Source organism: Mycobacterium kiyosense (assembly GCA_021654635.1).
In the GTDB taxonomy this organism is placed as follows: Bacteria; Actinomycetota; Actinomycetes; order Mycobacteriales; family Mycobacteriaceae; genus Mycobacterium; species Mycobacterium kiyosense.
Window position 1 is genome coordinate 1,259,898 of sequence record AP025179.1, and the last position, 15,342, is coordinate 1,275,239.

The 15,342-nt window shown below is 69.0% G+C and carries 12 protein-coding genes and 1 pseudogene; 4 read left to right on the forward strand and 9 right to left on the reverse strand.

The genetic code is table 11. From position 1 onward, the window contains the following. Positions 1–100 precede the first annotated feature (100 nt). On the reverse strand, positions 101–1,426 hold the full coding sequence (locus L6444_RS05980; RefSeq protein WP_236981318.1) for an aspartate aminotransferase family protein: 1,326 nt from the start codon (positions 1,424–1,426) through the stop codon (positions 101–103). 314 nt (positions 1,427–1,740) lie between these two features. On the opposite strand from L6444_RS05980, the gene L6444_RS05985 reads away from it, so the two are divergent. Further along, positions 1,741–3,450: a PPE family protein gene (locus L6444_RS05985; protein WP_236981319.1), complete on the forward strand. Its 1,710-nt coding sequence runs from the start codon at positions 1,741–1,743 to the stop codon at positions 3,448–3,450. Positions 3,451–3,471: 21 nt separating this feature from the next. Next, entirely contained in the window at positions 3,472–4,389 is a 918-nt protein-coding gene (locus L6444_RS05990; RefSeq protein ID WP_236981320.1) for a sigma-70 family RNA polymerase sigma factor, read from the forward strand. On the opposite strand, the gene L6444_RS05995 is transcribed toward L6444_RS05990, so the two are convergent. The 4 genes and pseudogenes from L6444_RS05995 to L6444_RS06010 form a co-directional block, all read right to left on the reverse strand. Then, the gene (locus L6444_RS05995) at positions 4,373–5,701 is read right to left on the reverse strand and encodes a PE domain-containing protein (RefSeq protein WP_236981321.1); all 1,329 of its coding nucleotides are present in this window, start codon (positions 5,699–5,701) and stop codon (positions 4,373–4,375) included. The two genes, L6444_RS05990 and L6444_RS05995, sit on opposite strands and share 17 nt — an antisense overlap. A 77-nt stretch (positions 5,702–5,778) precedes the next feature. Then, positions 5,779–6,840, reverse strand: coding sequence for an alpha/beta hydrolase (locus L6444_RS06000; RefSeq protein ID WP_236981322.1), 1,062 nt, complete (start codon positions 6,838–6,840; stop codon positions 5,779–5,781). A gap of 79 nt (positions 6,841–6,919) precedes the next feature. Beyond that, positions 6,920–7,678 carry a helix-turn-helix transcriptional regulator gene (locus tag L6444_RS06005; protein WP_236981323.1) on the reverse strand — a complete coding sequence of 253 codons (759 nt, stop codon included), beginning with the start codon at positions 7,676–7,678 and terminating at the stop codon, positions 6,920–6,922. 22 nt (positions 7,679–7,700) lie between these two features. Further along, positions 7,701–8,310 (reverse strand): annotated as a pseudogene (locus L6444_RS06010) (carboxymuconolactone decarboxylase family protein); the annotation flags it as partial. 72 nt (positions 8,311–8,382) lie between these two features. On the opposite strand from L6444_RS06010, the gene L6444_RS06015 reads away from it, so the two are divergent. Next, a complete protein-coding gene (locus L6444_RS06015; RefSeq protein WP_236981324.1) occupies positions 8,383–8,928 on the forward strand; it encodes a condensation domain-containing protein in 546 nt (181 codons plus the stop codon). On the opposite strand, the gene L6444_RS06020 is transcribed toward L6444_RS06015, so the two are convergent. Further along, on the reverse strand, positions 8,840–9,703 hold the full coding sequence (locus L6444_RS06020) for an SCO6745 family protein (RefSeq protein ID WP_236981325.1): 864 nt from the start codon (positions 9,701–9,703) through the stop codon (positions 8,840–8,842). The two genes, L6444_RS06015 and L6444_RS06020, sit on opposite strands and share 89 nt — an antisense overlap. Positions 9,704–10,404: 701 nt before the next feature. Here L6444_RS06020 and L6444_RS06025 point away from each other — a divergent pair. Further along, a complete protein-coding gene (locus tag L6444_RS06025) occupies positions 10,405–10,866 on the forward strand; it encodes a helix-turn-helix transcriptional regulator (RefSeq protein ID WP_236981326.1) in 462 nt (153 codons plus the stop codon). Between the two features lie 13 nt (positions 10,867–10,879). On the opposite strand, the gene L6444_RS06030 is transcribed toward L6444_RS06025, so the two are convergent. The 3 genes from L6444_RS06030 to sdhA form a co-directional block, all read right to left on the reverse strand. After that, a complete protein-coding gene (locus L6444_RS06030) occupies positions 10,880–12,586 on the reverse strand; it encodes a PE family protein (protein WP_236981327.1) in 1,707 nt (568 codons plus the stop codon). 164 nt (positions 12,587–12,750) lie between these two features. After that, entirely contained in the window at positions 12,751–13,554 is an 804-nt protein-coding gene (locus tag L6444_RS06035; protein WP_236981328.1) for a succinate dehydrogenase iron-sulfur subunit, read from the reverse strand. Beyond that, a complete protein-coding gene (gene sdhA / locus L6444_RS06040; protein WP_236981329.1) occupies positions 13,554–15,329 on the reverse strand; it encodes a succinate dehydrogenase flavoprotein subunit in 1,776 nt (591 codons plus the stop codon). Before sdhA ends, L6444_RS06035 begins: the two co-directional genes overlap by 1 nt. Between the last annotated feature and the right edge of the window lie 13 nt (positions 15,330–15,342).

Genomic DNA, 15,342 nt, shown 5'->3' on the forward strand with positions numbered 1-15,342 from the left:
GGTGGCTGCCACCGGACCGGGTTGATGCGCGGCTTGGCCACGGGCTAAATCCGCTCTGGTGTCTTGGGGTCGCGGCCTCTGCGCCGTGGCGTTGCCACGGCTAGAACCGCTCCTGTACCAGCACGCTGCGCAGGATCGATTCGATGGTGTCGAACTCGGCCTGACCGCTGATCAGCGGCGGGGCCAACTGGATCACCGAGTCGCCGCGCTCGTCGGTGCGGCAGTACAGACCAGCCTCGAACAGCGCCGCGGACACCCGCCCGAGCAGCGCCGACCGTTCGTCGTCGGTGAACTTCTGCTTGGTGGCCTGGTCCTTGACCAGTTCGATGCCGAAGAAGAAGCCCTCGCCGCGGACGTCGCCCACGATGGGCAGGTCGTAGAGCTTCTCCAGGGTGGCGCGCAACGCCGGGGACTGCTGCCTGACGTGATCGTTGAGACCCTCGCGCTCGAAGATGTCCAGGTTGGCCAGCGCGACGGCGGTCGACACCGGATGTCCGCCGAAGGTGTAGCCGTGCGCGAACATGGTGGAGCTGTCGCGGAACGGCTCGAACAGCCGCTCGCTGGCGATCATCGCGCCCAGTGGTGAGTAGCCCGACGTCAGGCCCTTGGCGCAGGTGATCATGTCCGGCACGTAGCCGAAGTCGTCGCAGGCGAACATCGACCCGATCCGGCCGAACGCGCAGATCACCTCGTCGGAGACCAGCAGCACGTCGTAGGCGTCGCAGATCTCGCGCACCCGCTCGAAGTAGCCCGGCGGTGGCGGGATGGAACCGCCGGCGTTCTGCACCGGCTCCAGGAACACCGCCGCGACGGTGTCGGGGCCCTCGAACTCGATGGCTTCGGCGATGCGGTCGGCAGCCCAGCGCCCGAACGCCTTCTCGTCGCGGTCAAACGGTTCGGGGGCGCGGTAGAAGTTGGTGTTGGGCACCCGGAACCCGCCGGGGGTGACCGGCTCGAACGGTGCCTTGTATTTGGGCAGGCCGGTGATCGCCAAGGCGCCCTGGGTGGTGCCGTGGTAGGCGACGGATCGCGAGATCACCTTGTGCTTACCGGGTTTGCCGGTGAGCTTGAAGAACTGCTTGGCGACCTTCCACGCGGTCTCGACGGCCTCGGTGCCGCCGGTGGTGAAGAACACCCGGTTCAGGTCACCGGGGGTGTAGCCGGCAATGCGTTCGGCGAGCTCGATCGCCGTGGGGGTGGCGTATCCCCAGAGCGGGAAGAACGCCAGCGTCTCGGCCTGCCGCGCCGCGACCTGCGCAAGTTCGGTCCGGCCGTGGCCGACCTGGACGGTGAACAGGCCCGACAGGCCGTCCAGGTAGGGCTTGCCGCGGTCGTCGTAGATGGTGACGCCTTCGCCGCGGGCGATGACCGGCGGTGCGAACCCCGGGCCTTGTTGGCTGAAGTGCAGCCAGAGGTTGTCGGTCATCGTTCGCGAGCGTAGCCCCGGGTCCGCTGAGGTCGGCACCCGGCAGTGCGGGCCGGTGCGCCCAAGCGTTCCTGCCTCCCGGGCCCGTCCCCCGTGAGCGTCCTCATATGTGCGGTCGCGGGCGTGTTTTTGCGACATTTCGGGGACGCTCGCGCCGGCAGAGCGAGCCCGGAGCGCCCGCAGCGAGCCGAGGGCGCCCAGGCACCTTTCCTGGGAATGACCTGTGGGTCCCCCCGCTCCAGTTGCTAATGACAATCATTGTCAATAACCTCATAGCGAATTCATACGATCGCAATTGTGGGGGGGTTGGCGCGATGACGGCCCCGATTTGGATGGCGTCACCACCGGAGCTGCACTCAGCGTTGCTGAGCAGCGGGCCGGGGCCGGCGTCGTTGCTGGCGGCGGCCGACGCGTGGAGCCTGATCAGCGCCGAATACACCGCGGTGGCCAACGAACTGATCGCGGTGTTGGCCGACGTGCAGGGCGCGGCCTGGGAGGGCCCGAGCGTCGCGGCATACGTGGCCGCGCATGCGCCCTTCCTGGCGTGGTTGGAGCAGGCGGGCGCGAACAGCGCCGCCGCCGCGGCCGGACTGACCACCGCCGCTGCCGGCTACACCGCCGCGTTGGCGGCCATGCCGACGCTGCCCGAACTGGCCGCCAACCACGTGATCCACGGGGCGCTGGTGGCCACCAACTTCTTCGGCATCAATACCATTCCCATCGCGCTCAACGAGGCCGACTACGCGCGGATGTGGGTCCAAGCCGCCACCACCATGAGCGTCTACCAAGGCGTGTCCGACGCGGCGGTGGCATCGGCGCCGCAGACCCCGGCCGCCCCGCAGATCGTCAAGACCGATTCCGCCGAGTCCTCGAACCCACTGCAGGGCATCGAGCAGTTCTGGCAGAACCTGCTGCAGGAATACCAGACGTTCATGAGCAACCCGCAGCTCAACCCGTTCACCCAATTCGAGAACCTGGTGAACAATCCGCAGCTGGACGCATTCTTGGAGCAGTTCGGCATCGGCAACGACACCGTTGCGCACGACCCGACCGTGGTCAACGGGCTGGACAACGTGATCGCCAACATCCTGCAGCGCTTCGGCTACACCTGGAACCCCGCGGAAGGCACGCTCAACGGGCTGGAATACGACGACTACACCGACCCCACCGTGGCTGCCTTCTGGGTGGCTCGGTCGCTGGAGGTCAGTGAGGACTTCCAGCAGTTCTTCGTCTATCTGCAGACCAACCCGGTGCTGGCCGTGCAATACCTGGTGAGCCTGGAACTGTTCGACTGGCCCACCCACCTCGCCGAAGTCTTCACGTTGACCAGCCAGCCCGCCGCGCTGGCCGCGGCAGTGCCCGTCGCGGCCGCCCCGCTGGCATCTGTGGGCGGACTGGCCGGCCTGGCCGGGCTCGCGGCGCTGCCCGCACCCGCAGTGGCGCCGGTGCCGGCACCGGCGGTGGTTCCCGACCTGACCCCGGTCGTCGGGGTGAGCTCGACGTTCACCGCGCCGGCCGCCGGGGTGGGGGCCCCACCACCGTCGCCCACGCCGCCAGGACCGCCGGCACCCGCCGCGCCGGCACCACCGCCTGCGCCCGCAGCGCCCGGCCCGATCGGCTTCACGCCGCCCTACGTGGTCGGTGGTCCCCGGATCGGCTCCGGCTCGGCGATGAGCTCGAGCGCCAGCGCCCGAGCGCAACGCAAAGCGCCGGAACCGGATTCGGCTGCCGCCGGTGCCACGGCGGCCGCCCGCGAGGCGGCGCGGGCCCGGCGGCGGCAAAGGTCGAAGCTGCGCGGCGAGGCCAACGAATACATGGACATGAACGTCGACGTGACGCCGGACTGGACGCCGCCGCCCGAACCGACCGCGGCTTCCGGTCGCGGGGCCGGGCCGCTCGGGTTCAGCGGGACCGTCGGCGCCCCGACCGCCGACCCGGCGGGCCTGGCCACACTGTCCGACGACTTCGGGGACGGGCCGACGATTCCGATGCTGCCCGGCACCTGGGAACCGGAGGACCCCTAGGTCGCGCGTTAGGGTCGAAATATGGCGGCGACCCAACAGATCTCGGAATTCGAGGCGTTGCGGCCACACCTGATGGCGGTCGCCTACCGGCTGACGGGGACGGTGGCCGACGCCGAAGACATCGTCCAGGACGCTTGGCTGAGGTGGAACACGCAGGACGGCCCGATCCACGACCTGCGCGCGTGGCTGACGACGGTGGTGAGCCGGCTGGGCCTGGACCGGTTGCGCTCGGCGGCACACCGGCGCGAGGCGTACACCGGTAACTGGCTGCCCGAACCGGTGGTCACCGGATTCTCGGACTCTGCTGGCGACCCGTTGTCGGCGGTGGTGGCCAACGAGGACGCCCGATTCGCGGCGATGGTGGTGCTGGAACGGCTCAGTCCCGACCAGCGGGTGGCGTTCGTGCTGCACGACGGGTTTGCGGTGCCGTTCGCCGACGTGGCCGACATCCTGGGCGTCAGCGTGGCGTCCGCCCGGCAGCTGGCGTCGCGGGCCCGCAAGGCCGTCGCCGCATCGCCGCCGCCGGAGCCCGACCCCGGCCACGCCGAGGTGGTCGGCCGGCTGATGGCCGCGATGGCCGCCGGCGACATCGACACCGTGGTCTCGCTGCTGCACCCCGACGTCACCTTCACCGGCGACTCGAATGGCAAGGCGCCCACGGCAATTCAGGTCATCCGCGGTGCCGACAAGGTGGTCCGCTTCATGCTTGGCCTGGCCCAGCGCTACGGACCGGCCTTCTACACGGCCAGCCAGTTGGCGTTGGTCAACGGCGAATTAGGTTCCTACACAACCGGATTCACCGGTGCCGACGGCGGCCGGGACATGGCCCCGCGGATCACCGCGATGACGGTGCGCGACGGAAAGGTGGTCGCCCTGTGGGATATCGCCAACCCGGACAAGTTCACCGGCTCGCCGCTGCGGTTCACGTCGGCAGGATGATTGCGGTGGTCGGCCCGAGGTAGATGGTTTGGCCGCCCGGAGCGACATAGCCTCCGGTGGGGGGACCGTAGACGCCGTAAACCGGGTTGGTCGGGCTGTAACCGTGCCAGATGTCGTTGATCCAGCCCGTCGACAGGGTGTACACCGCCGAAGTGGCCCCGGGTGGGGAGAAGCCGGTGACCAACTGCAGCACCAGGTCGATGACCGGGCCGTTGCCGAGCATGGAGTCGACGTGCGAGCCGCCCACGATCTCGGCTCCGACAAACTGCCCCGAGTACAGACTGGTCAGCTGATTGGTGGTGGCACCGGAGGCATTCCAGGCCTGCGGCGGCGCGGCCACCACGTAGACGGGCACGTGAGCGGCCTGCAGGTTGGCGATCGCCGCCCCGAATGCCGCGGAGTTGCTGGCCACCCCGTCGAAGGTCACCACGCCCTCAAGGTGGCTGGGCGCTGCGCCCAGATCGGCGAGGTAGTTGCCGGCGGCGATGGTGGCCAGACCGCCACCGGCGGAGTGCCCGGACAGGATGAAGTCCTGCGGCAGCGTGCCCAGCAGCCCGGCCTGGTGTGCGCTGACGTTCAACGCCGTCTGCGGTCCCAGGAACAACGACGCCACGCCCTGCTGCATTTCCGGGCTGTTGAGCCAGATGCCGAACGGCAACTGAATAAACGGGATGGTCGGCGTCACCACGACGCTGTTGGTCTGCTGAGCCAGCTCCAAGGCCAGCGGTTGGTACAGCCAGCCGACGGCACCGAAACCGTGTTGCAAATAGACGGTGCCGTTGGCGGTCACCGCACCGTTGGCCTGCGTCGGGAAGTACCAGAAGGCGGGCGCCGGGTAGCTGATCGGGCCGAGCGGGAGGCCCAGCAGCGATGCCTCCCCGAGCGGAATCTGCAGGAAGGAGAATCCGATCCTGACCCCGTCCACCGTGGTGGGGACGTTCAGCACACCGCCCAGGCCGACCGCGTTGGTGGCCCAGTTGAACAGCGCGCCCGCCGTGGCGACATAGCGGTTCAGCAGCGGCGCCACATTCGCGGCCTCGGCGGCCGCGTACGCGGCCCCGGCCTCGCCCAGCGCCCGCTCGAACTGGCTCTGGAACTGTGTCGTCTGCGCGGTCAGCGCCTGCAGTTCTTGGCCGTAGCTGCCGAAGAAGCGTGCGATCGCATCCGAGACCTCATCGGCGGCAGCCGAGACGATCCCCGTCGTGGACGGCGCGGCTGCCGCTGCTGCCTCGTTGATCGCCGTCCTGATCTCGGTCAGTTCGGCCGCCGCCGCCGCGATAGCCTCAGGTGCTGCGATCACATACGACGACATCGGCGGCTCCCATCTCGGTACGCCGATGGTAGACGGGGCAGCACCCGCTTGGTTGCGGATAGGGCGGCTTTATCAGGTCACCGCGCTGAAACGGGCACGGTGAGGCCGAGGCGCAGTGCCTGCGCAGCTTCCGCGGCGGCTTCGGCGAATCGGCCGCCGAGCCCGACGAAATTCAGGTAGCCGTGCGGCAGGTCGGCCTGCCGGGACAGGGTCACCGGAACCGCTGCGGCACGGAGCTTTTCGGCGTATTCCTCGCCCTCGTCGCGCAATGGGTCGAAGCCGGCGGTGGCGACGTATGCCGGCGGCAGCCCGGTGACGTCGCCGTGCAGCGGGGACAGCCGCGGATCGCGCAGGTCGGTGCCCGGCGGCAGGTAGTGGGCCAGCGTCCACTGCAGGTTCTCCTCGGTGAAGGTGAAGCCGTGGGCGAACAGGTCGCGCGACGGGCGGCGGCTGCTGAGGTCCGTCGGCGGATACACCAGCAGCTGAAACGCCGGTACCGCACCGCCGTTGCGCACCGCCTGCTGCGCTGTCACCGCGGCCAGGTTGCCGCCCGCGCTGTCGCCGCCGACGGCGATGCGCTGGGGATCGGCGCCGAGCTGCTCGGCGTGACCGGCGGCGTATTCGAACGCGCACAGCGCATCCTGCGCCGCGGTGGGGAAGCGGTGCTCGGGCGCGCGCCGGTACTCGACCGACAGCACCAGCATTCCGGCGCGGTCGGCCAGGAAGCGGGCGACCGGGTCGTGGCTGGCCCGCGAACCGACCGTGAATCCGCCGCCGTGGAAGTACACCAGCAGCCCGGACGGATCGGGCAGGCCGGCGGGGGTGTACAGGCTGGCGGGTATGTCGGCGTCCCCGGCCGGAATGTTCACCTCCCGGACCGTCACCGGCACCCTCGAGCGGTACCCGACGAGCTGCGGCAGCTCCTCGTAGACCGCGCGGGCTGTTGCCACCGAGTCGGCGAAGACGTCCGAACCGGACAAGTTCTTCAGCCGGAGGGCCAACTGCGCGTCGAGCGCCTGCTGTTGGCCGTCGATGCGCACGGGCGGACCGGCCAGCAAGCGGCGTGCCGGCCGGGGTAGAGCGAACAGGGCGTGCACGATCGCGGATTTCGCGCGGACCGCTGGCGGTGTGGCAGGCATGGCAGACATCTCCTCAGTCGGTGATCGGTGATGCCTTCCAGCGTCATTCGGTCGCGGCGTGCGCGCTTGGACGGATCCGTCAGATCGCGGCCCGGATCGCCTGCGCGAAGTCGCGGGGAGCCGCCCCGGTCATCTCCCGGCACACCCGGGTGGCGTGCGATCCGTCGGCGAACCCGGCCCGGTGGGCGGCGTCGGTGACCGATACGCCGTCGGCCAACTGGGTCACTGCGGTGACGAGCCGCTGCCAGCGGATCGCCGCGGACAGCGACACACCGGCCTGTTGTCGGCACAACCGGCCGAGGTAGTCGGGCGACAACGCGACCGCACCCGCGACCGAGGCGACGTCGACGTGGTCGGGCACCCGATTCGCGACGACTTCGATCGCCTGCCGGAGTTGCGGATGCACCGACGGCATCCGCCCGTCCGGTTCCGCGCGGCGGCACAACTCCGCGACCAGGAAGTCCGTCGCTGCCCGCGGATCGGCGTGCGTCGCCAAACCGATTGTCGCCGTGGCGAGTTCGACCCCGTCCGGGACCAGCCAGATGCCGCGCGGCCGGCCGAGGGTGCGGCTCAACTCGTTCAACTCAGCGCCCTGCGGGGTCTGCAGTCCGAAGTACACCGTCACCGCCCCGGACCCTGCCTCCGAGCGCACCGCGTGCCGCGCGCCGCTGCCGACCACGGCCAACCGGCACCGGTGTGACGCGACGCCGTCCGTTGTGATGGTCAGCGGCCCGGTGCGGCCGAGGGTGACCTGAACCGCGGGGTGGTGGTGCACGGCGAGATCGGAGAACTCGCCGGAAACCATGAGCCGTCCGGTGCCCAGGTCCCTCACCTGCACTCCGACACCCTAACTCCCGGGGTCAGCCCCAGGGCACCCGGCAGGAGTCTCCGGAGCTGAAGCCCTGCTCGGTGATGCCCAGCGCCGAGTACATCCGGGCGCGCATGTTCTCGATGCCGATCTGGTAGGTCAGCTCGATCACACCGGCCTCGCCGAACCGGGCGCGCAGATCGTCGACCTGTTCGTCGGTCACCGAGTGCGGGTCGGTGGTCATGGCGTCGGCGTACGCGATGGCGGCGCGCTCGTCTGCGCTGAACAGGGACGACGTCGCGTAGTCGTCGATGTCTCGGAGTCGATCCACGTCCAGGCCGTCCAGGCGTTGCAACATCGATCCGAAATCCACACACCACGAGCAGCCGATGGTGCGTGCGGTCCAGAACACCGCCAGCTCCCGGACGCTGGGGGGGCAGTGTGCGCGACGCGCTCTGCAACAGGGTCTCGTGCACGGCGTTGGCGACCAGCAGCCGCGGGTGGTGCGCGGCCACCGTGAACGGTTCGGGGACCTCGCCGAAGCGTCGTTTGGCGATCCGGTACATGGTGCGCGCCAGCAGTCCGGCACGCTTGGGGGGCAGGGCCTCGATACGGGGTTTCTCAGTCATGACCATCAGACGAGACGGGCCGCCGGTTCGTGACAGCCGGGTAGACATTCAGGACCCCAAGAATTCGCCAAGAATCCTTACAGGAGCGCCCCGGACTCTGGATGGGTGGCACAGCCGACGTCGTCTTACTGGACTTACACCGCGATTCCGATGGTCAACGACCTCGAGGAGCAAGCGCACGAGGAGGTGCTGGTCGCCGACGCGCGGCTCGACCAGCCCGGCATCTGCGCCGCGGTGGAGGCGGTCTTCGAGGCCAACCCCACCCTGGGCGCGGTGTTCGAACCGAGCCACGACCACTGGCTGTCCAGGCCGGGCGGCGCCTGGAGCTGGGCAGTCGAGCCGCCGGGCACCACGGTGACCGAGGTGATCGCGCGCCAGCGCGCCGGCTACGACAAGCGCACCGGCCGGCTGTTCGCGGTGTCATTGCTGCCCGGCGCTCGCGACCGGTTGGTGCTGACCGCCAGCCGCCTGTGCGTGGACGACATCGTGTGGCGTGCCGTGGTCGACGGGTTGATGACGGCCTACCGCGGCGGAGCCCTGGCTCCCGACGCCACGTACCGGGCTAGAAATCGAGGCGGATGCTCATGGGCGTGGTGGCGGGCAGGTCGCCGCCGCCGATCACCTGTCGCGCCAGCGGTGTCAGCGCACTGAACAACACCTGCAGTTCGTCGTCGTCCAAACCGTCGAACACGTGCAAAGCCAAAGTGTCGGTGAGGTTTTCGATCTGGTCCTTGAAGCGGCGGCCGTCGGCTGTCAGGGTGCCGTCGTCGCCGAGCAGGCCGCGGGCCGCCAGGCTGCGCCGGCACGCTTCCCACTCTTCGTCGTCGTAGTGGCGGGCGCGTTTCATGTACTCCACCGGCACCGGACCGGCCGCGGTGTGCAGCACATTCGATTCGCGCCCCGAGATGCCGGCGGCCGCCAGCGCCGCGATGTGTCCGTCGCCGCGATGCTCCCGCAACAGCGTCGCCGCGTGCCACAATGCTGCGACCGGACCGGTGGGCACCCGCAGTGCCATGTTCGCCGCGAACAGCGGCCGGGCGCCCAATGGGGTGTGCCGCGCCGCGCGGATCGCCAATTGTGCGGCAGTGCGGACATTTTCGTTGTCGTCGGCCAGCCCGCAGCGGCGCAATGCCGCCACCGCGGAGTCCTGCCGGGCGCGCAGCACGACCTCCGGCGCGGCGAGCTCCCACGCCGCGGGCAGCGCCTTGGCGACCCGCGCGTGGGCGAAGTTGTAAAACACCGCGGTCACCACCTCCGGCGGTACCTGCCCCAGCGGAGCCGAGCGGGCGGCGAAGTAGCCGGAGAAGAAGCCGCGGAAGCCCAGGCCGTCCAGCGCTTCGCGCGCCTCGGGCGCGAAGTACGTCACGGCGTGGATGGGCTCGAATCTGTCGTAGAACTGCCGGGCGAGTTCCGGTGTGCGTTGCATGCTTGCAGCTAAGCACTTTCGAGGTTCACGCCGCTGCGGGTTGACCGCATCGAGGGACCGCCGCCTCGACATTGCGTGCACCATGGGTCGTCGAGCTGACGCCGCTAGGCGCACAGTCGGTTTCGGCTTTACGATAACTACTGAATAGGGTCACAAGATATACGGTGAGGACCATTGATATCTGTAGCCGCGCCATGCCGAGCAGGGATGGACGTGCGAGATGTTTGATTTCGAAACCACCGACCTACGATGTGCCGAAGCGTTTCTCAGCCGTGCCTACACGCGCGTTCGTCTCGAATGTCCCGGCAAACCGGCACCCACTCGTGCGCAGCGCCGTTGGTTGGGCGCCTTGAGTTTCAGCGACCTCGACATTCACACCGAGCTGCATTACGAGCTCGATCCGCTGAACAAGGTCTGTATAACTCGCGCGCATGCCGGTTTTATCGAGACACACACCACCGGCGACGCGACTACGTTCTTGACAGCCAAGGACTCAATCTGTATTTCCAGCGGGGAATTGCCGTCCTCGGGACGTATGTATGCCACCTTTGACGTGACCATGTTCGACACAGCCGAGTTGAGCAAGGTGGCCGCGACCGACCCCGTCAGTTCCGACGCCACCGTGCGGCTGACGGGACGACAGCTGGTATCTCGGCGCCGCGGGACGACGACTGAGTTCGCTGATCGATTATCTGCGAGGTGTGCTTATCGATGCCGAGGCCCGCGAATCAGAATTGGTCGCCGCCACCGCGATCTCGCATCTGGCCGCCACTGTGCTTGCCGCGTTCCCCAACAACGCTGTCGCCGAACCGAATTGCGCAGATCGCATCGACGCAGCCAAATCAACCCGGCTGCGTCGCGCGATGGCCTTTGTCGAGGAGAATGCTCAGCTCGATATCACGGTCAATGACATTGCGGCTGCCCTCTATGTCTCTCCGCGGTCTGTGCAATATATGTTTCGGCGGCACATGGACTGCACTCCGATGGACTACCTGCGCCGTGTGCGACTGCACCGTGCCCACCAGGATTTGCAGGACAGCGACCCCACGACTTCGTCCGTCGGGCAGATCGCTCACCGCTGGGGCTTTGCTCACGTGGGCAGGTTCGCTTCTCATTACCGAGCGCAATACGGCCAGGAGCCGCATCGCACGCTGCGCGGTTAGGCAGACTCGCGGGTCACGGCGAACCGTCTTGCCCGCTCAGGCCGTGGACGCCGAGCAGTGTGCCCGCCGTTCCGCCAGTGCCGCCGGAGCCACCGTTATAACCCAACAGGCCGTCTCCGCCGTTGCCGCCGTTGCCGCCGTTGCCGATCAGCTTGGCGTTGCCGCCCGGCCCGCCGTCGCCGCCGGAGGGGAGATTCAACCCGCCGCCGCCGCCGTTGCCGCCGTTGCCGATCAGGCCGGCATCGCCGCCGGCACCACCGTGGGCAGCCCCGCCGCCTGACCCGCCCGTGCCGCCGTCGCCGATCAACCACCCTCCGTTGCCGCCATTGCCGCCGTTACCACCGAGCCCCGGGCCGTATACGGCGCCGGCGCCTCCGGCCCCGCCGGTGCCCATCAGCCAGCCGCCGTTGCCGCCGTTGCCGCCGTTGTTAAGCGCGAACGAGCCGCCGGACCCGCCGGCCCCACCGGTGCCGAACATGCCGCCGTTGCCGCCTGCCCCACCGATACTGACGGCGGAGCCGAAGGGACTATCGCCGGCGCCGCCCCCGGCGCCGCCGGTCGCGCCGGAGAGCAGCCCGGCGTTGCCACCGGCGCCGCCATCGCCCCCGCCGCCGGTGCCACCACCGGCGTACGTGAACGCGCCGCCCGCGCCACCTGCGCCGCCATCGCCGGCAAGCAATCCGCCGGTGCCCCCATGTCCGCCGGCCCCACCGGAGCCGCTGCCATCAACCAAATTGTCTGCACCGTTGCCGCCGGCGCCGGCGCCGAAAAGCCCACCGTTACCACCGTTACCGCCGGCACCCGCGGCGAAACCGCCCGGGTTGGTACCGCCGTTGCCGCCGTGACCACCGGGGCCGAAGATCCCGCCGGCGCCGCCGACCCCGCCGGCTCCGCCACCGAAGCCGCCGGGGTCGGGCGCACCGTTGCCGCCGGCACCACCGGCGCCGAACACGCCGCCGGCGCCGCCAGTTCCGCCAGTTCCGCCGCCGGTGCCGCCGTAGGGATTTATCGCGCCGTTGCCGCCGGTTCCGCCGTTGCCGAACAGGCCGCCCGCGCCGCCGGTTCCGCCGTTGCCGGTCACGGTGAAGCCGGCCCCGCCGTCGCCGCCGGTGCCGCCGGTTCCCCAGATGAGCCCGCCGGCCCCGCCGGTTCCGCCGTTGCCGCCGGTTCCGCCCGCCCCGCCCGCCCCACCCGCCCCACCCGCGCCGAAAAGCCCTGCGGCGCCGCCGGCTCCGCCATTTTGGCCCGCGCCACCGGAGCCGCCGTTGCCGCCGTTGCCGAGCAGGATCCCACCGGCTTGCCCGGCTTGCCCGGTGCCGGGGGTACCGTTGGCGCCGTTGCCGATCAACGGCCGGTATAGCAATGCCTCGGTGGGGGCGTTGATCACGTTGAGCAAGCCTTGCACCGGATCGGCCGCGAAACTCTGCAGCGCTACCACCCCGGTCGCTTCGGCCGTGGCGTAGGACGCCGAGGCGGCCTGCAGCGCCGCGACGAACTGATCGTTGAAGGCCGCCACCTGCGAGCTGAGGGTCTGAAATTGCTGCCCATGGCCGGAGAAGAACGATGCGATCAACGCCGACACCTCGTCTTCGGCTGCGGCCAACACCCCTGTCGTGGGGTTGGCGGCCGCGGCACTGGCCGAACCGAGCGCATTGCCGATCGCGGCTACATCGCTGGTCGCGGTGTCCAACGCGGCCGCCGCCACTGTCACAAAAGCCATCTGTGCTTCCCGCCATCCCGACTATTGAGTGCGCAGCGCTAACCGCAGCTTCGCTACCGGCAACTAATCAGGCCGATTCCCAACACGATTGGCGACGACTCGCTTCGTTCGCTATCCGAACTATTGCTTTCGCTGGGCGGCTCAAACGAGGTCGCCGCGCCCGGCTAACGGGAGAACATCGTCGCGCGCTTGACCTCTTGGATCGCCTTGGTCACCTCGATGCCGCGCGGACAGGCGTCGGTGCAGTTGAACGTGGTGCGGCAGCGCCACACCCCGTCGACCTCGTTGAGAATGTCGAGGCGTTCGGCGGCCGCCTCATCGCGGCTGTCGAAGATGAAGCGGTGCGCGTTGACGATCGCCGCCGGGCCGAAGTAGCTGCCCTGGTTCCAGAACACCGGGCAGCTGGTGGTGCAGCACGCGCACAGGATGCACTTGGTGGTGTCGTCGTAGCGGGCACGATCGGTCGGGCTCTGAATCCGTTCGCGCGTCGGCGGGTTGCCGCTGGTGATCAGGTACGGCTTGATGGCCCGGTATGCGTCGAAGAACGGTTCCATGTCGACCACCAGGTCCTTCTCCACCGGCAGCCCGCGGATCGGTTCGACCGTGACGGTGAGTTTCTTGCCCGGCTTGTGGGGCAGCAGGTCGCGCATCAGCACCTTGCAGGCCAGCCGGTTTACCCCGTTGATCCGCATCGCGTCGGAGCCGCACACGCCGTGGGCGCAGGAGCGGCGGAAGGTCAGCGTCCCGTCCAGGTAGCCCTTCACGTAGAGCAGCAGGTTCAGCAGCCGGTCGCTCGGCAGGCACGGCACCCGGAAGCTCTGCCAGCCGCCGGTGGCCGCGAACTTGTCCGGGTCGTCGGGGTTGAAGCGGGCGATCTTCAGGGTCACCATCACCGCGCCGTCGGGAACCGGGGGCAGCGGCGGCTCGAGTGTCTGAACCTCGGTTTCGGCGGTGGTTTCCGAACTCATCAGTACTTCCGCTCTTTGGGCTCGTAGCGAGTCTGCACGACGGGTTTGAAGTCCAGCCGGATGTCACTGAGCAAATCGGTGCCCTCCTTGTCGACCCCAATTTCCTTATAGGCCATCGTGTGGCGCATGAAGTTGACGTCGTCGCGGTTGGGGTAGTCCTCGCGGGCGTGACCGCCGCGGGACTCCTTACGATTGAGCGCACCCACCACGGTGACCTCGGCCAGCTCCAGCAGGAAGCCCAGCTCGATGGCCTCCAGCAGATCGCTGTTGAAACGTTTCCCCTTGTCGTGCACGGTGATTCGGGAGTAGCGCTGTTTGAGGGCGTGGATGTCGGTGAGCGCCTGCTTGAGGGTCTCCTCGGTGCGGAACACCGCGGCGTTGTTGTCCATCGTCTGCTGCAGCGCGGTGCGGATGTCGGCGACGCGTTCGTTGCCGTGCTCGGAGAGGATGTCGGCGACCCAGCGCTGCACCATCGCCGCCGGCTCCGGTGGCATGTCGGAGAAGTCGTTGCCGCGCGCATAGGCGGCCGCGGCCAGGCCGGCGCGGCGGCCGAAGACGTTGATGTCCAGCAGCGAGTTGGTGCCCAACCGGTTGGCGCCGTGCACCGACACGCACGCGCACTCACCGGCCGCGAACAGGCCGGGCACGGTATTGGTGTTGTCCCGCAACACTTGTCCGGTGACCGTGGTCGGGATGCCGCCCATCACGTAGTGACAAGTCGGGTACACCGGGACCAGCTCGTGCACCGGATCCACGCCCAGGTAGGTGCGGGCGAACTCGGTGATGTCGGGCAGCTTGGCCTCCAGCACGTCCTCGCCGAGGTGCCGCACGTCGATGTAGACGTAGTCCTTGTTGGGGCCCGCGCCGCGGCCCTCCAATACCTCGAGAACCATCGAGCGCGCGACGATGTCGCGGGGTGCCAGGTCCACGATGGTCGGCGCGTAGCGCTCCATGAACCGTTCCCCGTCGGCGTTGAGCAACCGGCCGCCCTCGCCGCGCACCGCCTCGGAGATCAGGATGCCCAGGCCGGCCAACCCGGTCGGGTGGAACTGATGAAACTCCATGTCCTCCAACGGAAGTCCCTTACGAAACACGATGCCGATGCCGTCGCCGGTCAACGTGTGCGCGTTGGAGGTGGTCTTGTACATGCGGCCGGAGCCGCCGGTGGCCAGCACGATCGCCTTGGCGTGGAAGACGTGGATCACCCCGGTGGCCAACTCGTAGGCCACCACCCCGGTGGCTACCGGGCCGGTCGGGGTCTCGGTCAGCACCAGGTCCAGGGCATAGAACTCGTTGAAGAACTGCACGTCGTGCTTGACGCAGTTCTGGTAGAGCGTCTGCAGGATCATGTGGCCGGTGCGGTCGGCGGCGTAGCAGGCCCGGCGCACCGGGGCCTTGCCGTGATCGCGGGTGTGCCCGCCGAAGCGGCGCTGGTCGATGCGGCCCTCGGGGGGTGCGGTTGAACGGCATCCCCATCTTCTCCACAGATCGAGCACGGCGTCGATGGCCTCTTTGCACATGATCTCCACCGCGTCCTGGTCGGCGAGGTAGTCGCCGCCCTTGACGGTGTCGAAGGTGTGCCATTCCCAGTTGTCGTCCTCGACGTTGGCCAGCGCGGCGCACATGCCGCCCTGGGCCGCGCCGGTGTGGCTGCGCGTCGGGTACAGCTTGGTCAACACCGCGGTGCGGACGCGGGGACCCGCCTCGACCGCGGCGCGCATGCCGGCGCCGCCGGCGCCGACGATCACCACGTCGTATCGGTGTTGTTCGATCACGGATTCGCGCCTC